Here is a 24,327-nt window from a genome sequence, read left to right on the forward strand (position 1 = left end):
TACGCCGGCTTCGCTCCCGGATGAAGGTTTCGTAAGGTTTCTGCAGCGCCACCGGCTGCGCGCTTGACGATTGACCGCGAACCGAAACACTCTTTGCGCGAGATCGGGACGTGGGGGCGAGCGATGCGTTTTGCGAGATTTGGGATTGTCGCCGTGCTGGCGCTCTCCGGCAGCGCAGCTTGCGCACAAACCGTCACGGCCTATCAGTCGGGCCTGCAACTGGCCCAGAAGCGCGGCTACGCCAACCCGTCCTGCTACGCTCAGGTCTTTGCAAGACACGCGGTGGTGGTGGAGCATGTCGACCGTCGCCGGAACTGGTATGCCGCCTCAACGCCCGCCTACAACGCCGAGCAGCGGCAGCGCTGCGGCGTCGATCGGCTCGCGGATATCGCCGCGCGCAGGCAGGCACGGCCGGCGATGCCATCCTACGGGGTCGGCGGCGGGGCCTATTCCGCCGGATTGAGGGTCGCGGCGCAGCGCGGACATACCGGACCGCAAGCGGCATGCTTTGCGCGGACCTATGCGACGTTCGCCTCCACGCGGCCGTCCAGCAATGGCAGGGTTCACCGCGCGATCTCGGGCCGGGACGAAACAGCCTATGTCGGAGAACTCCGCAGCCAGTGCGGCATCAGCCGTTAGGTCGCACTAACGATCGTCGGCCTTCAGGACCGCTTCCAGCCGGCCACGCTCCTCCGCCGAGAGCGGGGCGGCCGCCTGTGGCGCATCCGGCATGGCGCGCCCGCGCCGCCAGATGAAGCCGAAACCGGCCAGCAGGATCAGGAACGGCGCCGCCCAGAGTGCGATCGTGCGAATATTGAAGGGCGGGCGCAGCAGCACGAAATCGCCATAGCGGGCAACGACGAATTCCTGAACCGCAGCGTCGGTATCGCCTGCGACGAGCCGCTCGCGCACGAGAATGCGCAGGTCGCGGGCGAGCGGCGCGTCGGAATCGTCGATCGACTGGTTCTGGCAGACGAGACAGCGTAGCCCGCCGGAGATCGCGCGGGCGCGCTGCTCCATCGCGGCATTGGGCAAGATCTCGTCGGGCTGGACTGCAAGCGCCGGTGCGGCGAGCGCGAGAGCCAGCGCCAGTGTTGCGGCCGCGCGGCGCATCCGCGTCATTCCGCCGGCTGTGGCGCGGCGCGCGCCGGCGCCGCACGTTTCGGCGCGGCCAGCCGGAAGCGCCGGTCGGTGAGCGAGAGCGCGCCGCCAAAGGCCATGACGATCGCGCCGATCCAGATCAGCAGGATCAGCGGCTTGTCGTAGAGCCTGACCGCGATGGCGTTGTCGCCCTGGGGTTCGCCGAGACTGACATAGGCCTGGCTCAGGCCGTCGGTACGGATGCCGGCTTCGGTCGTCGGCATGGCGCGAGCGGTGTAAATCCGCTTCATCGCCTCGACCGGCTGCAGGGTCCGGCTGCCCGACCTGATTTGGAAGTGGACCACGTCCTCGCGAAAATTCGGCCCGGCGCGCGGCGAAATTCGCTCAAGCACCACGGTGAAACGGCCGCTGGTCAGGCTTTCGCCGGGCTTGAGCACACCGATCGCCTCGGTGCTCCAGGCGGCCGCCGCGACCCCGATGACGCTCAGGCCCACGCCGGCATGGGCGAAGGCCGTGCCCCAGGCCGAGCGCGGCAATCCCTTCGCGCGCGACCAGATCGCCGCAGCCCCGCTGGCACGCGCGACGACACGCTCGCCGAGATCGAACGCCGCGCCCGTGACGAGGAAGACGCCGAGCCCGATGCCAAGCGGCGCGAGCACCGGCCCGCCCTGCGTCAGCGCCAGCAGCGTCAACGTCGCGAGGATGCCGAGCCCGAAGGCAGCCGCCATGCGCTGGCTCGCGCCGAGCAGGTCGCCGCGCTTCCAGGCGAGCGACTGGCCGACCGGCAGCACCAGCAGCAGCGGCACCAGCAGCGGCACGAAAGTGGCGTTGAAGAAGGGCGGACCGACCGAGATCTTGTCGCCAGTCACCATCTCCAGCACCAGCGGATAGAGCGTGCCGATGAAGACTGTGGCGCAGGCGGTCGCGATGAAGACGTTGTTGACGACGAGCGCGCCTTCGCGGGAGACCGGCGCGAACAGTCCACCCTGCCGCAGCAGCGGCGCGCGCCAGGCGAAAAGCGCCAGCGAACCGCCGACGAAGAAGACCAGGATCGCCAGAATGAAGAGCCCGCGCGCCGGGTCGCTGGCGAAGGAGTGCACCGAGGTCAGCACGCCCGAGCGCACGATAAAGGTGCCCAGCAGCGAGAGCGAGAAGGTCAGGATCGCCAGCAGGATGGTCCAGACCTTGAGCGCATCGCGCTTCTCCATCACCACGGTGGAATGGATCAGAGCGGTGCCGGCGAGCCAGGGCATCAGCGAGGCGTTCTCGACCGGGTCCCAGAACCACCAGCCGCCCCAGCCGAGTTCGTAATAGGCCCAGTAGGAGCCCATCGCGATGCCGAGCGTCAGGAACACCCAGGCGAGCAGCGTCCAGGGCCGGACGGCGCGCGCCCAGACCGCGTCGATGCGCCCATCGATCAGCGCGGCGACGGCGAAGGCATAGGTGATGGAGAAGCCGACATAGCCGACATAAAGCAGCGGCGGATGGATCGCGAGGCCGAGATCCTGCAGGATCGGATTGAGATCCTGACCCTCCGCCGGGGCCGGCACGAGCCGGCGAAACGGGTTCGAGGTCAGCAGCGTGAAGGCTAGGAAGGCGACCGTGACCATGCCCTGCGCGGCGAGCGTACCGGCCCGCAGACGTGCCGGCAGCGAGCGGCGCGAGAGCGCGACCAGCGCCCCGAACAGCGTCAGGATCAGCACCCAGAGCAGCATCGAGCCTTCGTGATTGCCCCAGGTCGAGGTCAGCTTGTAGATCAGCGGCTGGAGCGAATGCGAATTTGACGCGACGTTCTCGACGGAGAAATCCGAGCGCGCATAGGATGCCACGAGCGCAGCGAACGACAGCGCCACCAGCAGGAAGCAGGCGATCGCCGCAGCCGAGCCGACCGAGGCCAGCGCACGGTCCTGCCGCGCCACGCCCCACAGCGGCACCAGAGCCTGAACGACGGCGACGCCGAGCGCCAACGCCAGCGCGAAATGGCCGATCTCGACGATCATGCGCGCCTCATGGCGTTGTCGCAGGTTTTGGCGTCGTCGCCGGTTTCGGGGATGGAGCGGTGCCGGCCGCGCCGGGCTGCCAGTGGCCCTGCTTCTTCAGCGTGTCGGCGACTTCGCGCGGCATGTAGGTCTCGTCGTGCTTGGCGAGCACGGAATCGGCGCGGAAGCGGCCCGCGCCCTCATAGACGCCCTCGGTGACGACGCCCTGCCCTTCCCGGAACAAATCCGGCAGCAGACCCTCATAGCTGACATTGAGCGTGGTTTTGCTGTCGGTCACGGCGAAAGCGACGCGCTGGCCCGGGCCGCGCATGAGAGAGCCTTTCTCGACGAGGCCGCCCATCCGCATGCGCGTGCCCGGCGCAAGGCCTTTCTCGGCGATCTCGGTCGGCCCGTAGAAGAACACGATGGTGTCGCGCATCGCGACCAGAACCAGCCCCGCCGCGATGCATAGGACGAGGCCGGCCGCGCCGATCAACACCAGCCGCCGCTGCTTGCGGGTCATTCGACGCTTGCCGGGTATCGCGCGGACAGGATCGGCCGTCGTCATGGCGCCGTTTCCTTCAGGCCGAGTTCGCCCGCCAGCGCATCGATCTCGGCAAGCGCGGCAACATCCTGCGAGAGGCGCTGTCTCGCCGTGGCAACAGCCTCGCGCGCGGCGGGCGTGTCGCCAAGCACGGCCTGCGAGCGGATCAGGCGCGTCCATTCCGCCACGCTGCCGCCGGTTTCCTTCAGGCGCTGCGCCAAACCCTCGACCATGCCGCGGATCGCGGCCTGCTGGTCGGCGGACGGCAGCGCGGCGATCGTGCTCCCGGCTTCAAGCTGCGCCAGCCGCTGACGCACACCCTCGGCCCAACCCGCGCCAGCCGGCGCATCCGCCAACAGCGCGCGCAAGCCCGCCATCGCGCCCGCCACATCGCCATCCTGCTCGCTGGCCATGGCCAGGAAGAAGCGGGCGCGGGCGCTCTTCGGATCACGCCTGACCGCCTCGGCCAGGCTTTCGCGGGCAGCAGCCGTTACGACGCCGCCGGCAGCGAGGATCTGCGCCTCGCCAAGGCCGGCCTGCATATCCGCGCCGTTCTCGCCGTTGCGGATCGCGGCCGAAAAGGCGCGCACCGCCTCGTCATAGCGCTCCTGCCGCAGGTAGATCGGAGCGAGCACGGACCAGCCGCGACCATCGCCTGGGTTGGCGGCAAGATGCGTCTCGATCCGCGCCAGCGAAACGGCGAAGTCCTGCTGGGAGGGATCGCCTTGCAGACGCGCCGACAAAGGCTGGTCTGGACTGTCGGGAGAGCCATAGGCGCCATAGACGAGCAAGGCGAGCAGCGGCACGCAGGACAATGCCAGCGCAGAGCTGGCACGACGACGGCGCAGGGAGGATTCGGTTTCGCCGGCCGGCCCCACCGTATCGCCAGCCGAGCGCAGCAGCCTTCTGGCGGCCTCGGCGCGTGCGGCGTCCGCCTCGGCGGGGCCGATCAGCGAGCGGCCGACATCACGCTCGATTTCGCCGAGCTGCGCGCGATAGAGGCTCGCGGCGTCCGCGGTATCAGCAAAGGAACCGGCGTTGCCCTGCCCCAGCGGCCAGAGCAGCGCGAAGACCGCCGCTCCCGTCATGGCCGCGAAGATGATCCAGATCAGCATGACGCGTTCATAGCCAATCGCGGGCTTCGCTTCATGTGCGAAGATGGCGACAAAGGGTCACGCGGGCACGTCATCGGCAATGGCGACCTCAGACCGAAGGCAGGACGAGGCGCGCCCGCAGGCCGCCGAGCGGCGAGGTCTCCAGCGAGAGTTCGCCGCCATAGAGCTTGGCCATGTCGACGACGATCGAAAGACCTAGCCCCGAGCCGGGTGTCGTCTCGTCGAGCCTGCGGCCACGTTTCAGCACATCGGTCTTGGCATCATCGGGGAGACCCGGCCCGTCGTCGTCGATGAGCAGCGCAATCCGCCCCGCGCCGGCATTGTCGGGAGGAGCAAGGCTGACCTCGACAGTGGATTCGGCCCATTTGAAGGCGTTGTCGAGCAGGTTGCCAAGCATCTCCTCGAAATCCTGGCGCTCGCCGCGGAAACGCGCACCGGCTGGGATGTTGTGGGAGCCAGTGATGCCGCGCCCCTGCGATATCTTGGCGAAGGTGCGGATCAGCGCGTCGAGCGAGGGTGCGACCTCCGAGACGCCGCCGAGCGCACCAGACAATGCCGCCGCCCGCGCCCGGTCGAGATAGTACTGCACCTGGTCGCGCATGATCGCCGCTTGCGTCTTGACCAGCTGCGGCAATGCGCCCTCGCCCGCCTCCGCCTCGTTCTGCATGATGCTGAGCGGCGTCTTGAGGGCGTGGGCGAGATTGCCGACCTGCGTACGGGCGCGTTCGAGAATCTCGCGGTTGGCGTCGATGAGCTGGTTGAGTTCGCCAGCGAGCGGGGCGAGATCGGGCGGGTAGCGCCCGGCGATACGCGGCGCGTCGCCAGTCCGGACCGCGCCAACCGCCGAGCCCAGCCTGACGAGCGGCCGCAACCCGAAACGGACCTGAACGATGGTCGAGGCGACGAGCGCCAGACCGAGCAGAAGAAACGTCATGGTCAGCGTAAAGCGGAAATCGCGGATGTCGCCATCGATCTCGTCGGTCGGCGCCGCGACCGCCACCGTGAACTGTCCGTCTTCGCCGACATCGATCTCGCGTTCGAGAATGCGCAGCGAGCGCTCGTCAGGACCGGAGATGTAGTTCTCGCGCAGCCCGCGCGCATTGGGCGGCAGTTGCTGGTCGAGCAGCTTGGGAAGCTGGCCGCCGACCAGCGAGCGCGAAGTCCTGACCGTCGGCCGATCGCCGTCGAGCCGGATGATCTGCCAGTACCAGCCCGACAGAGGCAGGTCGAAGCGCGGCTCGCCGAGATCGCCGATCGCCTGGCGTTCGGCCTCCGGGGGGGCGGCGAGATCGGCGACCAGTTCCTTGATGTAGACGCTGAGGCGCTCGTCGAAGCCGCGCTCGGCCGAGCGCCGGTAGAAGGTCGTCAGGCCGAAGCCCGCCAGCATGAGCACCAGCGCACAGCAGAGCGCCGCCGAAACGAACAGCCGCGCGCCGAGCGAATAGCGGTGCGAGCTGAATGGCATCGCGCCGGATCAGGCCTTTTCGGGCGCGGCGGCGATGTAGCCGAGGCCCCGGACGGTTTCGATGACATCGACACCGAGCTTCTTGCGAAGACGGCCGACGAAGACTTCGATCGTGTTGGAATCACGGTCGAAATCCTGATCATAGAGATGCTCGACCAGCTCCGTCCGCGACACGACCCGGCCCTGATGGTGCATGAGATAGGCGAGCAGCCGGTATTCATGCGACGTCAGCTTTACCGGGTTGCCGTCCACGACGACGCGGCTGGCGCGGGTGTCGAGCCGGACGGGTCCGCAGATCAGCTCGGAGGTCGCATGCCCCGCCGCGCGTCGCAGCAAGGCGCGGACGCGCGCCAGCAGCTCTTCGATATGGAAAGGCTTCACGACATAATCGTCGGCGCCGGCGTCGAAGCCGGAGACCTTGTCGCTCCAGCGATCGCGCGCGGTCAGGATCAGCACGGGCATGATCTTGCCGGCGCGTCGCCAGCCCTGCAGCACGGCGACGCCGTCGACCTTCGGCAAACCGAGATCGAGAATGACCGCGTCATAGGGCTCGGTCTCGCCGAGATAGAGCCCTTCCTCGCCGTCGAACGCCTTGTCGACGGCATAGCCGGCATTCTCCAGCGCGGTGACGATCTGGCGGTTGAGGTCCTTGTCGTCCTCGACGACGAGCAGTCTCACGGTCGGGTCACTCCTGTTGGGACATTCTGCCTGTTCAGACTGTCTGCCTGTTGGGACGGCCTGCCTGTTGACGATGCCGTGCCGCAGCCTGGCAGGGCTCAGCGTATGGTCGCGACCTTACCGGACTGACCTTCGAGCGTGACACGAGCGACTCGCCCGTCGCGCTTAAGGGTCGTCACCACATAGACATATTCTTCGCCCTGCCGGCAAAGCCTGATCCGCAAGACCTCGCCGGGCGCTGCCGTGCGGGCATGGCGCGAGGCCTGGGCCGGCTGGATGACGCGGCCGTCGCTCACAGCTTCGCGCATCTCCTCGGCCGTGAGGCAGGAGATCGGCGTCGGATCGTCGATCATGACGATCGGGAGCGGAGTGGCCAGCAAGGCCAGGGCAAAGATAGGTTCGACGGGCATCATCGACATGCGCTAATCCCGGGCGACTGAACGCGCCATGAATACCGATGCGTGTGCGGGCAGAGTATGTCAGCGCACCGGCACGCGTCCACGCCATTCATGCCCGCGTCCGGCGACCGTGCTGAGCTGCGCGATGGCAAGCGAGATCTCGCTCCGGGGCGATCCAAAATCGGCGAGTTCGAGCACCGCAGGATAGCTCCAGCCGGGCAGCGTCGTCGACAGCGTCCGGACAGGCGTGTCGCCATCGAGGATGGTGAGCTCATAGCGTTCGTTCTCCTCACCGATGGGCACTTCGACGATGTCCCAGGAATCGCCGTCGATCCGCGTCCGCCTGATCCATTCGAGCCGGATCTCCGCGCCCGCGCGCCAAGCGCGCGGCCCGACCGGCGAAAGCGGGATCAGCGCCGCGTTCCCTGCCGCCAGCACCTGCTCGACCATTGACGGGTCGCCGACATCGCGCTGCGCCGGCCCGATCCGGTAGCGGCGGCTCAAGCCGAGGTCCGACAGGTCGCTCGTCAGCGTGACGGCAGCGCCATCCAGCACCACGATCCGCGACCCGGAGGCCAGACTGCGTGTAGCGGCAGGCTCCGATCCGCCGATGCCGCGTACCATGCCCGACAGGCGGAAGGTCCGGGGGCCGACCAGCTCGACGCGCGCGGCGCTGACGATCTCGACTTCGCCGGCGGCGTCGATCAGCGCAAGTGCATTGGCTCCCGCCAGTGCAGCCTCCGGCGGGACCGAGGCCAGGACGCCGCCGCGCAGCTTCACGTCGAGGATGGCGCGGGCATCGGTACGCCAGAGCGGGCCCGGCGGAAGGACCGTCAGCGTTTCGCCGACGATCGAGGGCGCCTCGATCAGCCTGAACAGCTCGTACTGCCCGGCATCGTCGGCGCGCCAGATCGCCAGCGCGCCGGGCCATGGCGAAGCGAAGCCCGCCAGCGACAGCAGCGGCGGCGGTTGCGTGCGCACGATCGGCAGAACGAGCGGCACCACCAATGGGCGTCCGGGCAAGGGAGGCGCGGCGCGCGGCGGGCGAGGCTGGCCGAGCGAACCTGTGCTCGTGTAGACCGCCGGCTCAACCGCACGGCCGCTCGCCTTGCGGCTCGGCCCGTCGCTGATCCGGGTCAGCCGGAACAGGCGATCCTGCCCGTCGACCGGCAGCGACACAACATCGCCGGGTTCGAGATCGAGGCAGCGCGGCGACAGATCGAGTTCGATGGTCTCGCGGCCGGCCCAGACCTCCTGCAGGCGCTGATCGGCCAGGCGCTGCGCTTCGGCCGGGCGCGTCACGATCGCGGTCTCGACCGCGTTTTCACGACGGGCAGCGCCCGCGAGCCGGCGCGAACCCGCGGCGGCGTTGCGGTAGTCGCTTTCGCCATCGCTGAAGGAGAGCCGCAACTCGCGCGGCAGTTCGGTCTCCTGGGCGCGGCGCAGATCGAAAGGGCGTCCGTCGCGATCGAGCAGCAGGTCGTCTGGACCAAGCGAGCGCGCGACCTTGCCGCCGCGACCGCGAAAGGCGAGCCGCCCCGCACTCATCGTCGCGTCGAAGCCGAAGGCCTGCGCCAGAGGCTCCAGCGCCTGCCGCGCCGACATCGGGCGCTCAATCACATAGCCATCGACGAAACCGTCGATGACGAGGTCATTCGCGGCGGGCAAGCCGAAATCACCCAGGATCGCGCTGACGAGACGATCGACCGGAGCGCCTTCGATGCGTCCGTTGAGCCAGTGGCCGGTTTCGAAATTCGCGCCATCGGCCCAGATTCCAGCGAGATCAGGGAACGCCGGAAAGGGCCGTGCATCCCAACTCCAGGCGAAGATGTGGTTGGGGTCGACCATGCGGATGCCGGTCTCCGGATGGACCGGGTTGCGCGCCGCCTCGAAGCCGGCCCGTGCCGGATCGAAGCCCGAGATGATGGCCTCGAGCCCGCGCGCCTGGACCAGATCGTCGCGCGCGCCGCTGGAGAAATACGGGTAGCCGCCCTCCGAAGAGCGCGCGTCGGGAAAGACGTTGGGCGCATTGGCGCCCTTGTCGACCGCCGGCACGCCGATCTCGGTCAGCCAGATTGGCTTTCCGCCGGGCACGAAAGCGGTTGCGGTCGTCTCGACTCCGCCGCTGCGCCGGACATGCGGGTTGCTCCACCAGCCCGTCAGATCCTTGGGCCGGAAGACCCAGGGCTTGCCATAGGCGCCGTCGCTGATCGGCAGCCGTGTCTGCGCGGTCCGGCCGGCCGCGTCGGCATAGTACCAGTCATGCGCCTCGCCCGAGTCCAGGCGCGTGCGCAGATAGCCGGGATCGCTGGGCCCGCGCGCGATGGCGGCGTCGGCATGGTCGCTGGAATCGCGCCAGTCGGAAAGCGGCGGATAGAAATCGATCCCGATCGCATCGATCGCCGGCGACGCCCAAAGCGGGTCGAGCGGGAAATCGACATCGGCCCCGCCGCCCCGGACATCGGCGCCGTATTCGGTCCAGTCCGCCGCATAGGTGAGCTTCGCGTCGGGCAGCACCATCCTGACATCATCAGCCAGCGCCACCAGCCCGTCGACCATCGGATAGCCGATATCGCCGCGCAGATGCGTCAGGCCGATCATCTCGGAGCCAAGGATGAAGCCGGCGACGCCGCCGGCGATCTCGGCCAGCCTGGCGTAATGCATCACCATCCTGCGATAGCTCCATTCGTCGGGCGTGGCGCAGAGCACCTGTTCGCCGGCGATGGAGACATCGGCCGGCCCGACGGTGCCCAGAAACGTCCCGACCTGCGCACTGGCCGAGGCCGTGCCATCGACGCCTCCAGGCAAGCCGGGAGCCGGATCGCTGGTGATGCGGCCGCGCCAGGGATAGCGCGGCTGGCCGGTCGCACCCGAATGCGGGTCGGGCAAAGCATTGCCCGCAGGAATATCCATCAGCAGGAAGGGATAGAGCACGACCTCCAGCCCATAGTGTTCGCGCAGGCTGCGGATCAGCGCGACGACGCTTTCATCCGATGGTGTGCCACCGAAGGCCGGGCGGCCATCGGCCTCGCTGACGACCCTGGCGGTGGCGCGTGTCAGGCCGGCAGCCGCCCAGTCCGCGCCGATCGTCGGCTTGTGCGGAATCTCGACGCGCGGTGCGACCGTGCAGGAGCCGGCCCGCAGATCATCGCCGAACCACGCCACGACGAGCGAGACGCGCCGCAGATTCGGGCAGAGCGCGACGAGGTGACCGAGCGCCGTGTCGACATCGGCGCCGCCATAAAGCTGATGGCGTGACAGGCTTTCGGTCACGCCGGGCTCGGGCTCATGGCTGACCGCGCGCGCCTCATAGACGAACTCGCCGGCGCCTGGCGTCAGCGCCGCCGCGCGCAGCATGGCGGGCAGGCCATCGACCGCACGCACGACCTCGAAGGAAAATTGCGGGACGCGGTTGCCGTAATCCGCCAGCGCAAAGCGCTCGAACACGACATAGGCAAGCCCGCGATAGGCCGGCGCATCGCCGGACTCCTTGGCCGCGATCAGCGGGTCGGGCTCCTGATTCTCATGACCGGGATGGACACGCATCTGCACGGTCGTGACATCGAGTTCGCGCCCATCGGCCCAGATCCGCCGGACGAAGGCGATCGCGCCCTCGCTCAGCCCGATGGCGAGATTGGCGTAGTAGTTGTAGGTCGTCTCATAGGTCTTCTGCGACTTGCCGCCCTTGCCGCCGCTCTTTGAGCGGGTGACGCTGACCTTGATCTCCTCCTCGAAGCGCGTCGCCCAGATCAGTTGGCCGCCGAGCCGCGCGCGGCCATAGACGCGCGGAATCGCCGCGCCTTCCGTCGAGGCGAGACCACCGATCTCCTTCAGGCGCGGCCCCTCGACGACGCGGTTGCCACCGCCGCTGTTCAGCAAGGCAGTATCGATCTGCGCGCCGGCAATCCCGCCGATGGCCTGGCCGATGATGCCGCCGATCGGCCCGCCCAGCGCCGTGCCGAGCGCCCGACCTGCGACCTGGAGAAGAAGCGTTGCCATCAGTCGGACATCTCCGGGAATGAAAAGACGTGGCTGAGATGACGCCGCCACCACGGCGCGAAGGCGACTTCGCTGACCGCAGCGCCATCATGGGCGTGGATGATCGCGCCCGGCCCGCTCAGGATGGCGCAGTGCTTGGCCGGCAGATGCGCCCGCCAGCGGAACAGCAGGACGTCGCCCGGCTGTTCCTCGCCGCAAGGGCGCGGCTGCAGATGGCGCAACCCGGCCTCGGCCAGCGCATCCTCGCGCAGGCTTTCGGCCCAGGCGGGCGAATAGGGTGGCAGCGCTTCAGGCTCTGGCCCGTAAAGCTCGCGCCAGACGCCCCGCACCAGCCCGAGACAATCGCAGCCGACGCCACGCAGCGAGGCTTGATGATGATAGGGCGTGCCGAGCCAGAGCCGCGCGGCGGCCACGACCCGTGCACGCGCAACGCTCATCGGAAAAGGCTTCCGCCATCGAGCCCGCCATCGCCGGGCCTGACGCCGCCGATGATGAAGTCGTTGCCGGGGATATGCGGGAAGCCGCGAAAGTTGATGCCATTTGCGAACTTGCCGCGACAGGTCGCGAAGCTCTTGTCGCAACCGGCCGTCACTGTGAAGGCGTCGCCGGGAGCGATCGGCACTGATGGCGGCTGCCAGAGCTGGAGCGCGACGAGACCATCGCGGGCGGAGTGGCGCTTGATCTCGGTGACGAAGCTCGTATTCGCACCGCTGGTGAAGGTCAGCCGGCCGCCGGTGAAATGACCGTCGGCAAAGGCTGACAGCCCCGATGTCGTCAGACCGATGCGGCCGTCGCTGGTCGCCACTTCGGCCTCGACCGGGACCAAAACCACACCACAGCGCGCATCGCCGAGATCGGCCGCGCAAGAGCGCGTATAGAGCCGGCCGCGCTCCTCGTCGAAAGCCTTGGCCGGGCCCCTCACCTCGGCGGTGAAGCCGAGATCGTCCCGCCGGATCTCGCCGACGAAGCCGCTATCGAGCAGCATGCGCTGGCCGACATCGCTCCAGTTCACCAGCCAGACCGAAACCCGCGCATCGTCATAGAGCCCGCGCGCGAGATCGGCTTCGTTCAGCCCGACCGCCGCAAACGCGCCCGAGACCTCGCCGCCGCCGATGGCGAAGCCGAGTTCAGACGTGGTCTCGGCTGCCTCCAGCGCAGTCGTCGCGGCGAAGGTCACACCGTCGAAAGAGATCGACCTGTCATTATCGGTGAAGCCGAGCACGAGGCCGTCGCGCCGCGTCAGGCTCCAGCAGCGGCAGAGCCGTGTTGCGCCCTGCTGGAGATGGGCTGCTAGGCCGGCGGGAATGTCGCGCATGATGATGTGCCCTCAGGCCATGATCTCGATGATCGGGATCTTCGGAATTTCGCCGGCCTCGAACGCCGAGAGGTCGACCTCGATCGCGTCGATGTCGAAGCGCACCGGCACGTCGAAGAGGAAGCCGGCCGTCACCGCCGCGCCGGCTGCGGGCGTGTGGGCGAGCGCGAAGGTGACGACGCCGGTCGAGGCATCGCAGGCGACGTTGCCCGGCTGCGGCTGCGTCACGCCGTCGACCGCGACGAGCACCTCGCCGGCCCAGGGTCGGGTAATCGGCCGGCGATAGTCGGCGATCCCGGAGCCATAGTCCTTGCTGAGCTGGAAGCTGCGCGTCGTGCCGTCGCCGATGCCGATCGTCTGGTCGGTCGGCGATGGCGTCTGCGAGGGCGGGCAGCTCTTCCAGTCGAGTTGGTCGCGCCAGCGGAAGCCATGGAGCCGCCCGCGCCGCTCCTCGAAGAAGGCGACGACCTCTGCGAGCGCATCGAGCGTGCGGATGCCGAAGCCGGCGTCGTAGCGCCGGCGCGAATGCGCCCAGCGGCTGTTGCGGACCTCGCGGCCAGAGGCCAGCGCGACGATCTGGGTCAGGCGCTCGGGGCCGCCGCGCGCGCCGCGCGCGATGTCGAGCGGAAAGCGGATGTCGTGGAAATCGCTCATCGAGAAGCTCCCGTCATCACAACGCGCGGCTGCCGCGCGCGACCGCGCGGGCGATGGCCGCCGAGACCTGCGCCTCCGAACGGCGGAAGCTGTCGGCGTCGGGCGTCGAGACCTGCACAGTGACGCTGAGCGGTCGCCCGCCCGTCCCCCCACCACGGATGCCGAGCTTCCCGTCCGGCCCGCGCGCCAGCGGCATGATCGCCTCGGCCCCGCTCTCACCCATCAATCCAAGGCCACGTCCGAGCGGGAAATAGGAGGGCGAAGCCACGACGCCGCCATCGGCGAAGGGCGCGACAGGGATATTCGCCGCGCCACCGCCCAGGCTCCCGCCGAGGCCGCCGCTCAAGAGCCCGCTCAGGCTTTTGACGCCGCTGCCGAGCAGGCTCGAAATCCCGGACTGGAGCGGTTTGAGCGCGCTCTTGAGCAGGCTCTCGGTCATCGATTTGCCGACGCTGCGCAACACGTCCTCGAAGCGCTTGCCTTCGACGATGCCCTTGGCGAAAGCGTTTGTGATCGATTTGCCAAAGCTTTCCGAAGCCTTGCTCAGAGATTGAGTCAGGGAGTTCAACGAACGCAGGTCGGAGAGGCGCGACGGGGAAACCAGTTCGTCATCGCTCATGATATTTCGAACCTTTTCGGGATCGGAGGTTGGGGCGCTTCACCGATCGGGATGCGCCGCGATCAGCGCGTCGAGCGCCGCGCGTTCGGTCGCCTGTGATCGTGGACGCTGATGCACCTGCAGCGCGGCGGCGATCTCGCGCGGCGTCGCAGTCCAGAACGTCTCCGGCGTCCAGGCCAGCCGCCCGAGGCAAAAGCTCATGATCTCGCGCCAGGGAAAGGGAGCCGCCGCCGGCCTTACGCGGACGGCGGCGTCAGAGGGTCCGGCTGCCTGGCCTCGCTCCCGGCGGGCTCGCCGAAGGTCGCGTCGAGCAGCCGGATCGCGGCTGCGATCGCGCCGTTGAGGCCACCGTCGAAAGCGAGCCCGGCGACCTGATCGTCGGCGACGCTGCTGCCTGCGCCGCGCAAGCCCGCCGCCAGGATACGGGTAACGTCGCGGGCCGAAAGCCGTCCCGTCGCGAAGCGCTCGCCCAAGGCCGGCAGGCTGTCGACGCGGAAGGCGTCCTCCAGTTCGGCGAGCGCGCCCAGCGTCAGGCGCATCGGCAAGGTCTCGCCGTCGACGAGCAGGGGTGTCTCGCCCCGGTAGCGGTTGACCATGTCCCGCCTCCTCAAAGCAGCGTGAAGGTGAGCAGCCCGGCCGATTCGAGCGATAGATCGAATGTCACCTCGGCCGCATGGTCGCCGCGATATTCCAGGCTGGAGAGCTGGAACGGTCCTGCGATCGTGCCGAAATCGGGCACGATCACCTGCCAGTCGCGGATCGCGCCATCGAAGAAGATCTGGCGCACCAGCGCGTCCGAAGCCTCGTCCTTGAAGATGCCCGCGCCGCTGATGCTGGCGCGCCTGACGCCCGCCCCGGCCAGCAATTCGCGCCAGCGCCCGGCCGATTCCGCATGGGTCACGTCGACCGCCTCGGCGTTGAACGCGATCTGGCGGGCGCGTAAGCCCGCGACGGTGACGAAATCGCCGCCGCCGTCCGCCGCCTTGAGCAGCAGATCCTTGCCCTTCTGTGCCGACATCGGCTTCTCCTTTTGCGTTGAATTCAGAGCGTCTCGGTGACGGCGCGCAGGCGGATCGAGACGAAGCCGAGCCCGGTTCGGGCGTCGCGCGCCAGCCGGCTCGAACGCCAGCGCAGGTTGATCAGCCGGTGCCCGACGAGCGTCAGCGCCGCGTCATGCAACGCCGTCACGATGATGGCGGCCGCCTCGAGCGCCTGTCGCGACGAGCTGCTCTGGCCGGCCCAGACGATCAGCGTAACGTCCTGCTCGCTGCCATCGTCGCTGCCGGTCGACCAGTCCTGTGCCTCGACCTCGCCATGAACGACGTACACGCCGCTCATCGCGCGGGGCGCTTCGTCATGGACACGCTCCGCGCCGATGGCCGCCGTCAGCCCGGCATGGCCTGCCAGATGCGCCTGGATCGCGGCGCGCAATGCGAGAATGGCGTCGCTCATGGCGTGCTCTCCTCGACGAGGCAGACGAGCCGGCGCCGCCCGCCATCGGGATCGGCGACCGCGCGGATATCGAAAAGGCGCGCGCCGTCGCGCAAGCGCTGGCCGGCATCGACGCCTGGCCGCCAGCGCAGCGTGACGCGATGCGTGGCGAGCTGTTCGGGCCGGCCCATGCGCCACATCTCGCGGCCGGCAAGCCATTCGACCTGGCCCCACAGGCTTGCGACCGTCTGGAAACTCTCCGTCGCGCCGCCGAGCCCGTCCGGCGTAGCGACAGGCGCTTCCAGTACGAGCCGACGCCTCAGCGCGCCGACTGTGCCTTCACGGTGATCGTGTCCCGCCATGGCGCTAAAGCCTCGCGCGGCGGAAGGGCGCAACCAGCGCCATGATCTCGGGCGGCAACACGGCGGCGTCACGGCCGGCGATGTCACCGCGCTGCTCGAACCAGCGCGCCGCCAGCAGAAGCACCGCCTGCCGCAGCAAAGCAGGTACGCTGGCTGCGCTTCCGCCATAGCCGGCGACGACATCGATCTCGATCGCGGCCCGCGACCGACCGACCGTCGGCACCACGCCAGTGACCCTGACGACCGGCGGATCGGCGGTGACATCCAGCTGCAGCGCCGCGCCATCCACCGCCTGCGCCGCTCCAACGGCGTCATAGACGCGCGCGGCCGAGAGTGTGCGGACCGGCGACAGCGGCAGCCTGATTTCCCCGCCATCGGGCCAGCGATCCAGCACGATCCGCCAGGACTGGTCGATCAGCATGCGGCCCGACACCGCCTCGATCATCAGCCGCGCGGCCGTGATCAGCGTGGCGAGCAGGGTATCCTCGTCGGCCTGGTCGAGCCGGAGATAGATCCGGGCCTCGGACAGGGAAACCGGCTCGGCAGCCGGCGGGGTCAGGGCAAGGGGCGTCATGGTCGCTCCGATTGCGGGTTCAAATCAGGGAGCCGACGCGCTATCCAGCGCTCCCGGACAAGGAGCGCCTGATGAACATCGGACGATGGATGGCTACGGCGTGCGTCGCATTCGGTGCGGCAATGACTGCCGTGCCGGCGCATGCGGTGGTCGGCGGGCGCGAGGGCGGCCCGGCGGCCGCCTCGACGCTGATGGTCCTGAATGCCCGGGGCGGCGTCTGCACCGGGATCGTGCTGTCCTCGCGCACGGTCCTGACCGCCGCCCATTGCGCCGCAGGCGATGTCGATCTCCGGCTGCACTGGAAGGAAGGCGGCAGCGACGAACCCGTGCTGATCGCGCCGGTTGGCGTTGCGATCCATCCCGGCTTCAACGGCGGCGCGGTCGCCAATCGCCAGCGCTCGATCGATCTCGTCCTGCTGCGTGTCCAAACGTCCCTGCCGCCGCGCTTTGCGCCAGCAACGCTGGTCGACGGCGACTTGCCACGCGCCGGTTCGCCCGTGTCGCTCGCCGGCTATGGCGTCAGCCGCGAGGGCGAAGCGCGCACGACCGGTACCTACCGCTCGGCCGGGCTTTCCACGGTCGAGCCCTATGGACCCGGCCGCATCCTGATCTGGGCGGCCGATTCCGCCGGCCGTGGCAAGAAGGCGGGCGCTGGCGCCTGCCAGGGCGATTCCGGCGGGCCGATGACGCTCGACGATGGCGGCGTCGTCGCCGTCACAAGCTGGTCCACGGGACCATCAGGCAAAAGCTGCGGCCTTCTGAGCCAGGGCGTTCTCGTCGCGCCGCAACGCAACTGGATCGACACGACCCTGTCGAACTGGGGCGAGAGCGCCTCATGGACGATACGCCGCTGAGCGAAGGACTGGACTGGCCCGCTGCAACCCATAGACTGCGGGCTGCTCTGGACCCGGTTGCTCCGATGATCTTACGTGCGTTCGTTCTCGTTGCCGCCCTCGCGACTGTCGCCTCGCCTGCGCTGGCGGTCGTCGGCGGAACCGCTTCGCGTGATGCCGGCGGCGTGCGCGCCTCGACCCTTCGCGTGGAGACCAGCAAGGGCGAATTGTGCTCCGGCGCGGCGATCGCGCCCGAACTCGTCATCACGGCCGCGCATTGCCTGATGGGCGGCGGCTCGGTCAGCGTCGTCAGCCTCGACCCGCGCTTCCGTCCGCGCCGGCACCTGGTCATCGCCGTGCTACCGCATCCGAGTTTCGTGCCCGGCACGACGCCGCGCACCCAGCCCGGAGCCGATCTCGCGGTGCTGCGTCTGGCCTCGCCCCTGCCGCGCGACATCGAGCCATTGACGCTCGGCGGCGGTCTCTGGCAGGGCGAGACCGTAACGATGGCGGGCTATGGGCTGGCCATCGAGGACAACAAGAACACCGCCCGCAAGCTGCGCGAGACGCGGCTGGTGAATGCCGGCAATTACACCACCGCCAACACCGTCAAGGTCGCGGTCGACGCCGAAGCCAGGGGCGAGAGCCCCGGCGCTGGCGCCTGCCGGGGCGATTCCGGCGGCCCGGTCCTGCGCGGCGCGGGGGATTCGCGCGACCTCGTCGGGATCATCAGCTGGTCGAGCGGACCGCTGAACTCGCGCATCCGACGGATTTGCGGCGGCTTCACCGCGATCACGCCGGTCAGCGACCACCGCTCCTGGATTTCGGAAGCGAGCGGCCGCCTGCTCGCTCTGGGCGGCGACGGCCGCAGCGAGCCTGCAGTCCCGCGCGCCGGCTACAGCTGGTGGTTCTCGCGCTGAGCCGACAAGCCTTCGCCCCGGATCGCAAGAACGACCCGAGGCGAATTACGCACATGGCGAAGCCTTATACGGCGAACTTCAGGCCCTTGATCGCGGCAAAGTCCTGCACGCCACCCCCGACGCGCTTGGTCGTGTAGAACAGCACGTAAGGCTTGGCGGAGTAGGGGTCGCGCAGGATGCGCACGCCCGCCCGGTCGACCACGAGATAGCCGCGCCGGAAGTCGCCGAACGCCAGCGAGATCGCGTTGTTGGCGATGTTGGGCATGTCCTCGGCCTCGACCAGCGGAAAGCCCATCAGCGTCGCCGGCGCGCCGACCGAGGCCGGCGGCTGCCAGAGATAATGCCCAGTCGAGTCCTTGAACTTGCGCACCACGCCTTGCGTCTTGCGGTTCATCACGAAGGAGCCGTTCTGGCGATAGCCGGCCTTCAGCGCATAGACCAGGTCGACCAGGATGTCGGAAGGGTTGGACGCCGCGAAAGCGCCGGCGACGCCGGTATTGAGCACGCCGATATTGCCCCAGCTCCAGCTTGCGTCGGCCACCGTCGGATAGGCCAGGAAGCCCTTAGGCTTGTCGACCCCGTCGCCTGAAACGAAGGCGGCGCCCTCCTGTTCGGCGAAGGCGCTCTCGACCTCCTCGGCGATCCACTGGTCGATGTTGACGATGGCGTCGTCGAGCAGCGTCTGCGTCGCCGCCGGCATGGCGTAGAGTTCCATCGCCGGGAAGGACAACTCGGCCAGCGTCGGCGAGCCGGTCTGGGGACGCGCGGCAGCCTCGGCGACCCAGCCCGAAGCCGGACCGGTGGTCGAGAACGCCTTCTTGTAGGTGCCCGACGAGATCGTCCGCACCGTCGCGATCGCGCGGATCGGCGAGGCATTGGCGAGGCCACGCAGAATCTCGCTCTCGACCGTGGAGGGCGCGAGATAGCCGCCGTCGGGACCCGAGCCAGCCGACAGCGCCTTGCCTTCGAGCCGCTTGAGGCCACCGGCCTCGCCGCTGCGGATATAGGAAGCGAAGGCGGCCTTGTGCTCGCCGACGAGCGGATCGCGATGGTCCTCCCGGCCGAGCGCCGGGCGGTTGCGGTCGAGCGTCAGCCGGTCGACCTTCTGCAGCGTCTCGTCGAGGGCGGCATCCATGCGCGCCATCTTCTCCTGCGTCAGCGGGTCGACGCCGCGCCGGGTCTCGATCTCGGCCAGGCGCTCGTCGTTGCTGACGCGATAGCTTTCCAGCGTGTAGCGCAGATCCTCGAAAGCCAGCGACAGATCGGCGCCGGCGGCCTTGGTCTCGGGAGCATGGTTCAAGGTGGTCATAGTCTCTCCTCGGGGATGGAACAGGTTCAGGCGTGGGCAAAAGCCGCTGCACCCGGCAGCGCCTTGACGGCGGAGACGCGGGCCTGCGGTAGCATCGGGAAGGTGACGAGCGAGATTTCCCAGAGATCGACCCGCTCCAGACGGCGCAGGCCCGTCTTCGGTTCGGTGCGGGCCTTTTCGGGCCGAAAGCCGATCGACAGGCCGTCGACTGCGCCTTCTCGCATCAGCGCGTGGATTTCGCGGGCGCGCCCGACGGCGAGCGAAAGCTGGCCGCGAACGAACAGCCCGCGCGAATCCTCGATCAGGCTGATCCAGCGGCCGATCGGCTCGGCTGGATCATGCTGCCAGAGCAGCTTGATCCCGGATGGCCCGCGTCGCACCAGGCTCTCGCGAAAGGCGCCGGGCTCGACCACGTCCCGGCCGAGATCGGCGATGCGGAACAGGCTGGCATAGCCTTCGAACATGCCGTCGAGCCGAACCCTGGTCGGTGGCTGCGCCAGAAACTTCGACTCGCGCGCGAAGGGGCCTGCGGCAGGAGCCATTCTCATCGACCACCCTCCTTGCCGCTGCGCGACTGGCCCTTGCCTGGCGAACCGCCTTCGAGCCTGGCCAGCGTGCCGACGAAGCGGCCGAACGCCTCGGCGCCGGCGCTCGGCCGCGTCGGCTTCTGGCTGCGGCCCGCGCTGGTCGATGCAGATGGCGACGGTGTCTTCTCATTGGCACGCGTCATGGCTGTTCTCCTTCATGGCGGGCGTTGAAGCGGTTGAGTTCGCGAACGAATTCGTCGAAGCGCCGATTGGCGGCGGTCAGCTCGCGCAGCATGAAATAGGCGAAGGCCGAGGCCGATCCCGCCCAGAGCAAAAGTCCGAGATGGCCGACATCGCCGCGCCCGACGAAGGCGGTGATGATCTGGTCGAGCACGTTCATGGGGACGCCTCCTGCGTCTGCGCCTTCAGGCCATAGCCGACCGCTTCGCGCTTCTCGTCGTCGCTGAGGAAAGTCGCGGCATCGACGCGCCGCCATAGCGACTCGCGCTCGTCGGCCAGCGCCTCGATGGCGTCGAGATCGGGCTCCAGCGTCAGCGCATCGCCGAACGCCGGCCCAAGCCACTGCGCCAGCGACTGCGCCGTGCGCCGGACCAGCGGGATCGCGGTCTGCCGCCAGAAGGCGCGGTTGGCCTCGGCGAAATTGGCGTGCGTGTTGTCGCCCGGCAGGCCCAGCAGCAGCGGCGGCACGCCGAAGGCGAGCGCGATCTCGCGCGCCGCGACACCCTTGGCGGCAACGAAATCGAGTTCGGCAGGCGTCAGCGAGAGCGGCTTCCAGTCGAGCCCGCCCTCCAGCAGCAGCGGCCGGCCGGCATTGCGCGCGCCCTGGAAGCTCTCTTCCAGCTCGGCCTTCAGCCGTTCGAACTGGACGTCGGTCAGGCCCGCGCCATCGGGCCCGTCATAGACCAGCGCGCCCGAGGGCCTGGCCGCGTTGTCGAGCAGCGCCTTGTGCCAGTTGCTCGCGGCATTGTGGATGTCGAGCGAGCAGGCGGCGGCCTCGATCGGCGAGAGCCCGTAGTGGTCGTCCACCGGATGGAACAGCGTCAGATGCAGGATCGAGGGCAGCGCGCCCTCGTCCTGCCGGAAGCGGACCGTCTCGCCGCCGACGGTGTAGTCGTAAGCTTCGGGCCAGCCGTCGCGGCCCGGCACGAGGCGCATTCGGTCCGGCCGTAGCGCGAAAAGTTCGCGTGGCTCGCGACCCACGCTGGCCGCCTCGATATAGGCGTTGCCGGCGACGAGCAGATGCCCATAGAGCATCTCGCGGAATGCGATGCCGCCCTGGCGCGGGTTGGGCCGCTCGATCAGCGCGAGCGCCGGATGTTCCGGCTCCTCGCGCCCGCCGATCTTGGCGACGAACGGCATTTGGGCTGCCGCCTCGGCGATAAGCCGGACGCAGCGATGGACGACCGGGTTGCGCTCATAGCCCTCGCGGGCGAGCGCGGCATAGTCGCGCGGCGTCCAGACCGGTCGCCCGGCCTCATGCAGCGCGATCAGCGGCCCGACGCGCGAACGCTTCTGGTCCGGCGCGGCTGTGCCGCGCAGGTTGCGAAGGAAGTTGAGCATGAATGTCTCGCTGTTGCAGTCAGGACGCGTCGTCATGCTCTGGCTCGACCCGAGCATGACGTTCAGAACTGGTCATGAGCTTCCCGGGTCTGCGCTGCGCTTCGCCCGAGAATGACGCCCTCTAAATCCCCCTCACCCGCGGCCTTCCTCTGGCTGCGAGCATCAGATGCGTCAGCGCCCAGACCAGCGCGTCGAGCCGGTCGGGCGAGCGCCCGGAACTCAAGCCAGTCGGGCCGAAATCGCACATCTCGTCTTCGAGTTGCGGAAAGCGGCCGGCATGGCGCACCCGGCCTTGCGCATAAAGCGCAGCGACCGGCTCGGCCCGCAGATACTTCCCGCGCGTCGCCCTGACCGCCGTCACCGGCACGTCGGAAGCGACCTCGCGAATGACGCTCTCCGCCATTTCGCCGCCCTGGTTGACCTCGACGACGAGCGCGTCGGCCTCGAAGCGCTGATAGAGCGCCACCGCCTTCGCAGCCCATTCATGCGGGCGGACGCCCGAGGCCGTGCCGTCCTCCAGCACATGGCCGATGCCATCGCGATCCACGCCGGCGACGACGAGCCCGCAGGAATCGGCCCGTTGCGACGAGGATGCCGGCGGGTCGACCGCGACCACGATCCTCACCAGCGCCGGCGCGGTCGCCACGCGGCAATCCTCGATCATGGCGCGTGTCCAGAGCGCGTCGGCGCTTTCCTCGACGATTTCGCCGTCGATCTCCTGTCGCCCGAGCCTTGTGCCGCCATAGGCGTGTGTGATGCTGCGCAGGAATTCGGGAGCGAGATTGAAGCGGTTCGCGCCTGTCGCCGCCCGGCTGACCGCTACATGGGGATCGGCCAGAAGCCGCTTGATCAGCGGCAGCGGGCGGGGCGTCGTGGTCACGATCTGGCGCGGCCTGTCGCCGAGCCGCAAGCCGAACTGCAGCATGTCCCAGCACTCCTGAAGATTGGGCCATTTGGCCAGTTCGTCCGACCAGGCCGCGCCGAATTGCGGACCGCGCAGCCCTTCGGGGTCTTCCGCCGAGAAGGCCTGCGCGATCGCGCCATTGGGCCATTCCAGCCGCCGGCGAGAGGGATGCCAGGTCGGCCGCTCCCACCGCGTATGGATCGAGAGCAGCCCGGAGACGCCCTCGATCATGACGTCACGGACCTGGCCTTGCGTCTCGCCGACCAGTGCGATCCGTTCGGTCGGCCGGTCCGCAAAGGGCGCGTGCCCGAGCGCCATACCCTTGACCCATTCGGCCCCGGTCCGGGTTTTGCCGGCGCCACGCCCGCCGAGGACTAGCCAGACAGGCTTTTGCGGCGGCTTTCCGGGCTGTTGGTCGCTCCGGCCGAAGAGGCGCCAGGTCTCGCCGAGGACCGTTGTAAGGTCAGGGCTCAGATCCGGCAGGAGATCCTTGGGAATGAGCCTCGCCCAACTCGCGATCGGCAAGCGCATCAAGACGTCGTGCAAGCTCCTTTCGGAGTTCGGCGACATGGCGCAGTCCGGCGGCGGGCGAGAGATCATCGTTGGACTTGCCCTCGTGGCTGGCGGTCGCGCCTTCGAGCGCGACCAGTTCGCGGACCGTGCGGGCCAGCACCGCCAGCGCCTTGGCGTCGCTTTCGCTGGCGGCCGCGCCCTTCGGCAATTCGTCGAGATGCGCCTCATGCGCTTCAAGCTGGCGTTTCGCGGCGCGCCAGAGCTTCGTCACCACCGCCTTGCGGCTGACGGGCAAACGCCTGCCCTTCGCCGCCGGCAAGGCCGGAGCGTCGTCTTCATCGTCGGACATGGCGAAATCTCCGGGACCGGATACACAAAAGCCGCCGGCTGGAGAGCGCGGCGGCTTGGCGTCTGGTCACACTTCGTGAGCGTTCCTGATGTCTATCGGATCAGCGTCACGATGTCAAGGGATAAATTCCTATTTTTCATATCATAGGGTACGACGATGCGGCAACCGCACCTAAACCTAGCCTGGCGTGAATGATCTGATACGCGCCGAGGGCGCGCTTCCCCGGATGGTCCTTGCTCTTTCGAGTAAGTGGTTAGGGACCTTCTTTTCGCGAACGTTCTCCATCGTCATTGCCCAGACGGACTCCATGCGTTCCGCGTCGTAATATTGCGAATACTCAGTCGCCCGGACGTCTCTCAATTCATCTAAGAGCCAGTGAAACCCTTTGTACGTGGGCTCATTGGTCGCCTTTCTGATCGTCCACGCGTAGAGGTCCGCTGCCTGCAGCGGCAAGAATTCCTTGTCATCTCTAAACAGAGGATCGACGGGAAGTATCACCGAGGCTTCCGGCTCACGGATCGATCCCACTTCCCGAACCATCGGATACCAAGCATTTGCGCGAGGGCCGAAGATGACATTCTCGTCGAATATCATCTCAAATCTCTCACGCAGGCCAGCATCCCACAGCGTAAAGCAGGCGGCTAAGATCGTATTTTGAAAGGGCCAAAAATAGGGCTCTGAGTTTGGTTTGGGGAGCCGTTTTGCCCAAATTTGGGCATGAGCCTCAAGGTCGATGACCGACCAAATGCATATTTTGGCGTACTTATTTATGATCTTTGCGAGCGCGCGGACTTTTTCATCGCGCTCACCTTCCGACCATCCATAGAAGAGGCCACTGAGTCCGGCAGCTTCCTTCATCTCGAAATAGGCGAGACGACGAGGACCACTGAGAAGGCAAATGCGCCATTCGTCCGAAAATAGCGCCCAGTCCTCCGAATAACCGATCAGACCAGCCATAACGAAATGATTGCGCACCCCAGGGGGAGCGCCTTCACTTTCGTCAGCGAATACCTGTACTGGCATTAGGGCCCTGCGCCTTCTGGCGGGCTCTGGCAATCCAGAGAGGAAATGAAAAGCCGGACGGCAGCCACGGCTTGCGACTGAGCGGGGTCACGACGCACTCGCCCGCGAACGATAATAGTTGGGTCCGGGAATTA

General features: G+C 68.1%; 28 protein-coding genes and 1 pseudogene. 3 read left to right on the plus strand and 26 right to left on the minus strand.

The window, feature by feature from the left end; genetic code table 11:
• Positions 1–63: 63 nt before the first annotated feature.
• Complete coding sequence (locus tag AC1DZY_RS04180) at positions 64–639, plus strand: hypothetical protein (protein ID WP_476818817.1); 576 nt, start codon at positions 64–66, stop codon at positions 637–639.
• Between the two features lie 6 nt (positions 640–645).
• Here the strand turns inward: AC1DZY_RS04180 and AC1DZY_RS04185 are convergent, their stop codons facing one another.
• From AC1DZY_RS04185 to AC1DZY_RS04270, 18 genes and pseudogenes are all read right to left on the minus strand, one after another.
• Positions 646–1,122: a cytochrome c-type biogenesis protein gene (locus AC1DZY_RS04185; RefSeq protein ID WP_476818818.1), complete on the minus strand. Its 477-nt coding sequence runs from the start codon at positions 1,120–1,122 to the stop codon at positions 646–648.
• Complete coding sequence (locus AC1DZY_RS04190; RefSeq protein WP_476818819.1) at positions 1,119–3,101, minus strand: heme lyase CcmF/NrfE family subunit; 1,983 nt, start codon at positions 3,099–3,101, stop codon at positions 1,119–1,121. Before AC1DZY_RS04190 ends, AC1DZY_RS04185 begins: the two co-directional genes overlap by 4 nt.
• Positions 3,102–3,108: 7 nt before the next feature.
• Entirely contained in the window at positions 3,109–3,603 is a 495-nt protein-coding gene (gene ccmE, locus AC1DZY_RS04195) for a cytochrome c maturation protein CcmE (protein ID WP_476819157.1), read from the minus strand.
• 41 nt (positions 3,604–3,644) lie between these two features.
• Positions 3,645–4,739, minus strand: coding sequence for a c-type cytochrome biogenesis protein CcmI (gene ccmI / locus AC1DZY_RS04200; RefSeq protein ID WP_476818820.1), 1,095 nt, complete (start codon positions 4,737–4,739; stop codon positions 3,645–3,647).
• An 88-nt stretch (positions 4,740–4,827) separates the two neighbouring features.
• Positions 4,828–6,204 (minus strand): sensor histidine kinase, encoded by a 1,377-nt coding sequence (locus AC1DZY_RS04205; RefSeq protein ID WP_476818821.1) that lies wholly within the window; start codon positions 6,202–6,204, stop codon positions 4,828–4,830.
• A gap of 9 nt (positions 6,205–6,213) precedes the next feature.
• Positions 6,214–6,882, minus strand: coding sequence for a response regulator transcription factor (locus AC1DZY_RS04210; protein ID WP_476818822.1), 669 nt, complete (start codon positions 6,880–6,882; stop codon positions 6,214–6,216).
• A 98-nt stretch (positions 6,883–6,980) separates the two neighbouring features.
• Entirely contained in the window at positions 6,981–7,301 is a 321-nt protein-coding gene (locus tag AC1DZY_RS04215; RefSeq protein WP_476818823.1) for a PepSY domain-containing protein, read from the minus strand.
• A 60-nt stretch (positions 7,302–7,361) separates the two neighbouring features.
• Positions 7,362–11,279, minus strand: coding sequence for a baseplate multidomain protein megatron (locus AC1DZY_RS04220; protein ID WP_476818824.1), 3,918 nt, complete (start codon positions 11,277–11,279; stop codon positions 7,362–7,364).
• Entirely contained in the window at positions 11,279–11,716 is a 438-nt protein-coding gene (locus tag AC1DZY_RS04225; protein WP_476818825.1) for an NlpC/P60 family protein, read from the minus strand. The genes AC1DZY_RS04220 and AC1DZY_RS04225 overlap by 1 nt, the downstream gene beginning before the upstream one ends.
• A complete protein-coding gene (locus tag AC1DZY_RS04230) occupies positions 11,713–12,594 on the minus strand; it encodes a DUF2163 domain-containing protein (RefSeq protein ID WP_476818826.1) in 882 nt (293 codons plus the stop codon). The genes AC1DZY_RS04225 and AC1DZY_RS04230 overlap by 4 nt, the downstream gene beginning before the upstream one ends.
• Positions 12,595–12,606: 12 nt before the next feature.
• Positions 12,607–13,248 carry a phage distal tail protein, Rcc01695 family gene (locus AC1DZY_RS04235; protein ID WP_476818827.1) on the minus strand — a complete coding sequence of 214 codons (642 nt, stop codon included), beginning with the start codon at positions 13,246–13,248 and terminating at the stop codon, positions 12,607–12,609.
• Positions 13,249–13,264: 16 nt separating this feature from the next.
• Positions 13,265–13,867, minus strand: coding sequence for a phage tail tape measure protein (locus AC1DZY_RS04240; protein ID WP_476818828.1), 603 nt, complete (start codon positions 13,865–13,867; stop codon positions 13,265–13,267).
• Positions 13,868–13,906: 39 nt separating this feature from the next.
• A pseudogene (locus tag AC1DZY_RS04245) lies at positions 13,907–14,074 on the minus strand (phage tail assembly chaperone); the annotation flags it as partial.
• A gap of 29 nt (positions 14,075–14,103) precedes the next feature.
• Positions 14,104–14,463, minus strand: a complete 360-nt coding sequence (locus tag AC1DZY_RS04250; protein ID WP_476818829.1) for a gene transfer agent family protein — start codon at positions 14,461–14,463, stop codon at positions 14,104–14,106.
• Between the two features lie 11 nt (positions 14,464–14,474).
• Positions 14,475–14,885 carry a phage major tail protein, TP901-1 family gene (locus tag AC1DZY_RS04255; RefSeq protein WP_476818830.1) on the minus strand — a complete coding sequence of 137 codons (411 nt, stop codon included), beginning with the start codon at positions 14,883–14,885 and terminating at the stop codon, positions 14,475–14,477.
• 23 nt (positions 14,886–14,908) lie between these two features.
• A complete protein-coding gene (locus AC1DZY_RS04260) occupies positions 14,909–15,319 on the minus strand; it encodes a DUF3168 domain-containing protein (protein WP_476818831.1) in 411 nt (136 codons plus the stop codon).
• Positions 15,316–15,660 (minus strand): phage head closure protein, encoded by a 345-nt coding sequence (locus AC1DZY_RS04265; protein WP_476818832.1) that lies wholly within the window; start codon positions 15,658–15,660, stop codon positions 15,316–15,318. The genes AC1DZY_RS04260 and AC1DZY_RS04265 overlap by 4 nt, the downstream gene beginning before the upstream one ends.
• Positions 15,661–15,664: 4 nt before the next feature.
• The gene (locus AC1DZY_RS04270) at positions 15,665–16,234 is read right to left on the minus strand and encodes a head-tail connector protein (RefSeq protein WP_476818833.1); all 570 of its coding nucleotides are present in this window, start codon (positions 16,232–16,234) and stop codon (positions 15,665–15,667) included.
• A gap of 71 nt (positions 16,235–16,305) precedes the next feature.
• Between AC1DZY_RS04270 and AC1DZY_RS04275 the strand changes: the two genes are divergently transcribed.
• Together AC1DZY_RS04275 and AC1DZY_RS04280 are read left to right on the plus strand one after the other, a co-directional pair.
• The gene (locus tag AC1DZY_RS04275) at positions 16,306–17,088 is read left to right on the plus strand and encodes a S1 family peptidase (RefSeq protein WP_476818834.1); all 783 of its coding nucleotides are present in this window, start codon (positions 16,306–16,308) and stop codon (positions 17,086–17,088) included.
• A 65-nt stretch (positions 17,089–17,153) separates the two neighbouring features.
• Positions 17,154–17,987, plus strand: a complete 834-nt coding sequence (locus AC1DZY_RS04280) for a S1 family peptidase (protein ID WP_476818835.1) — start codon at positions 17,154–17,156, stop codon at positions 17,985–17,987.
• A 64-nt stretch (positions 17,988–18,051) separates the two neighbouring features.
• Here the strand turns inward: AC1DZY_RS04280 and AC1DZY_RS04285 are convergent, their stop codons facing one another.
• From AC1DZY_RS04285 to AC1DZY_RS04320, 8 genes are all read right to left on the minus strand, one after another.
• The gene (locus tag AC1DZY_RS04285) at positions 18,052–19,296 is read right to left on the minus strand and encodes a phage major capsid protein (protein ID WP_476818836.1); all 1,245 of its coding nucleotides are present in this window, start codon (positions 19,294–19,296) and stop codon (positions 18,052–18,054) included.
• 26 nt (positions 19,297–19,322) lie between these two features.
• Positions 19,323–19,844 (minus strand): HK97 family phage prohead protease, encoded by a 522-nt coding sequence (locus AC1DZY_RS04290; RefSeq protein ID WP_476818837.1) that lies wholly within the window; start codon positions 19,842–19,844, stop codon positions 19,323–19,325.
• Positions 19,841–20,026: a hypothetical protein gene (locus AC1DZY_RS04295; RefSeq protein ID WP_476818838.1), complete on the minus strand. Its 186-nt coding sequence runs from the start codon at positions 20,024–20,026 to the stop codon at positions 19,841–19,843. Before AC1DZY_RS04295 ends, AC1DZY_RS04290 begins: the two co-directional genes overlap by 4 nt.
• Positions 20,023–20,223 (minus strand): hypothetical protein, encoded by a 201-nt coding sequence (locus AC1DZY_RS04300; RefSeq protein WP_476818839.1) that lies wholly within the window; start codon positions 20,221–20,223, stop codon positions 20,023–20,025. Before AC1DZY_RS04300 ends, AC1DZY_RS04295 begins: the two co-directional genes overlap by 4 nt.
• Positions 20,220–21,404, minus strand: coding sequence for a phage portal protein (locus tag AC1DZY_RS04305; protein ID WP_476818840.1), 1,185 nt, complete (start codon positions 21,402–21,404; stop codon positions 20,220–20,222). The genes AC1DZY_RS04300 and AC1DZY_RS04305 overlap by 4 nt, the downstream gene beginning before the upstream one ends.
• 121 nt (positions 21,405–21,525) lie before the next feature.
• The gene (locus AC1DZY_RS04310) at positions 21,526–22,839 is read right to left on the minus strand and encodes a DNA-packaging protein (protein ID WP_476818841.1); all 1,314 of its coding nucleotides are present in this window, start codon (positions 22,837–22,839) and stop codon (positions 21,526–21,528) included.
• Positions 22,772–23,170, minus strand: a complete 399-nt coding sequence (locus AC1DZY_RS04315; RefSeq protein WP_476818842.1) for a hypothetical protein — start codon at positions 23,168–23,170, stop codon at positions 22,772–22,774. Before AC1DZY_RS04315 ends, AC1DZY_RS04310 begins: the two co-directional genes overlap by 68 nt.
• 177 nt (positions 23,171–23,347) lie before the next feature.
• Positions 23,348–24,193, minus strand: a complete 846-nt coding sequence (locus tag AC1DZY_RS04320; RefSeq protein ID WP_476818843.1) for a DUF3800 domain-containing protein — start codon at positions 24,191–24,193, stop codon at positions 23,348–23,350.
• Between the last annotated feature and the right edge of the window lie 134 nt (positions 24,194–24,327).

This window comes from Allobosea sp. P2_A10 (assembly GCF_056405115.1).

What these genes read in the sequence shown, in the direction of transcription:
- AC1DZY_RS04265 (WP_476818832.1), bottom strand. Translation starts at nt 15,660, where the DNA reads ATGGCGGGACACGATCACCGTGAAGGCACAGTCGGCGCGCTGAGGCGT.
- AC1DZY_RS04320 (WP_476818843.1), bottom strand. Translation starts at nt 24,193, where the DNA reads ATGCCAGTACAGGTATTCGCTGACGAAAGTGAAGGCGCTCCCCCTGGG.
- AC1DZY_RS04250 (WP_476818829.1), bottom strand. Translation starts at nt 14,463, where the DNA reads ATGGTCAACCGCTACCGGGGCGAGACACCCCTGCTCGTCGACGGCGAG.
- AC1DZY_RS04310 (WP_476818841.1), bottom strand. Translation starts at nt 22,839, where the DNA reads ATGCGCTTGCCGATCGCGAGTTGGGCGAGGCTCATTCCCAAGGATCTC.
- AC1DZY_RS04235 (WP_476818827.1), bottom strand. Translation starts at nt 13,248, where the DNA reads ATGAGCGATTTCCACGACATCCGCTTTCCGCTCGACATCGCGCGCGGC.
- AC1DZY_RS04290 (WP_476818837.1), bottom strand. Translation starts at nt 19,844, where the DNA reads ATGAGAATGGCTCCTGCCGCAGGCCCCTTCGCGCGCGAGTCGAAGTTT.
- AC1DZY_RS04225 (WP_476818825.1), bottom strand. Translation starts at nt 11,716, where the DNA reads ATGAGCGTTGCGCGTGCACGGGTCGTGGCCGCCGCGCGGCTCTGGCTC.
- AC1DZY_RS04205 (WP_476818821.1), bottom strand. Translation starts at nt 6,204, where the DNA reads ATGCCATTCAGCTCGCACCGCTATTCGCTCGGCGCGCGGCTGTTCGTT.
- AC1DZY_RS04295 (WP_476818838.1), bottom strand. Translation starts at nt 20,026, where the DNA reads ATGACGCGTGCCAATGAGAAGACACCGTCGCCATCTGCATCGACCAGC.
- AC1DZY_RS04315 (WP_476818842.1), bottom strand. Translation starts at nt 23,170, where the DNA reads ATGTCCGACGATGAAGACGACGCTCCGGCCTTGCCGGCGGCGAAGGGC.
- AC1DZY_RS04275 (WP_476818834.1), top strand. Translation starts at nt 16,306, where the DNA reads ATGAACATCGGACGATGGATGGCTACGGCGTGCGTCGCATTCGGTGCG.
- AC1DZY_RS04185 (WP_476818818.1), bottom strand. Translation starts at nt 1,122, where the DNA reads ATGACGCGGATGCGCCGCGCGGCCGCAACACTGGCGCTGGCTCTCGCG.
- AC1DZY_RS04255 (WP_476818830.1), bottom strand. Translation starts at nt 14,885, where the DNA reads ATGTCGGCACAGAAGGGCAAGGATCTGCTGCTCAAGGCGGCGGACGGC.
- AC1DZY_RS04280 (WP_476818835.1), top strand. Translation starts at nt 17,154, where the DNA reads ATGATCTTACGTGCGTTCGTTCTCGTTGCCGCCCTCGCGACTGTCGCC.
- AC1DZY_RS04300 (WP_476818839.1), bottom strand. Translation starts at nt 20,223, where the DNA reads ATGAACGTGCTCGACCAGATCATCACCGCCTTCGTCGGGCGCGGCGAT.
- AC1DZY_RS04305 (WP_476818840.1), bottom strand. Translation starts at nt 21,404, where the DNA reads ATGCTCAACTTCCTTCGCAACCTGCGCGGCACAGCCGCGCCGGACCAG.
- AC1DZY_RS04215 (WP_476818823.1), bottom strand. Translation starts at nt 7,301, where the DNA reads ATGTCGATGATGCCCGTCGAACCTATCTTTGCCCTGGCCTTGCTGGCC.
- AC1DZY_RS04270 (WP_476818833.1), bottom strand. Translation starts at nt 16,234, where the DNA reads ATGACGCCCCTTGCCCTGACCCCGCCGGCTGCCGAGCCGGTTTCCCTG.
- AC1DZY_RS04260 (WP_476818831.1), bottom strand. Translation starts at nt 15,319, where the DNA reads ATGAGCGACGCCATTCTCGCATTGCGCGCCGCGATCCAGGCGCATCTG.
- ccmI (WP_476818820.1), bottom strand. Translation starts at nt 4,739, where the DNA reads ATGCTGATCTGGATCATCTTCGCGGCCATGACGGGAGCGGCGGTCTTC.
- AC1DZY_RS04240 (WP_476818828.1), bottom strand. Translation starts at nt 13,867, where the DNA reads ATGAGCGATGACGAACTGGTTTCCCCGTCGCGCCTCTCCGACCTGCGT.
- ccmE (WP_476819157.1), bottom strand. Translation starts at nt 3,603, where the DNA reads ATGACCCGCAAGCAGCGGCGGCTGGTGTTGATCGGCGCGGCCGGCCTC.
- AC1DZY_RS04285 (WP_476818836.1), bottom strand. Translation starts at nt 19,296, where the DNA reads ATGACCACCTTGAACCATGCTCCCGAGACCAAGGCCGCCGGCGCCGAT.
- AC1DZY_RS04230 (WP_476818826.1), bottom strand. Translation starts at nt 12,594, where the DNA reads ATGCGCGACATTCCCGCCGGCCTAGCAGCCCATCTCCAGCAGGGCGCA.
- AC1DZY_RS04190 (WP_476818819.1), bottom strand. Translation starts at nt 3,101, where the DNA reads ATGATCGTCGAGATCGGCCATTTCGCGCTGGCGTTGGCGCTCGGCGTC.
- AC1DZY_RS04220 (WP_476818824.1), bottom strand. Translation starts at nt 11,279, where the DNA reads ATGGCAACGCTTCTTCTCCAGGTCGCAGGTCGGGCGCTCGGCACGGCG.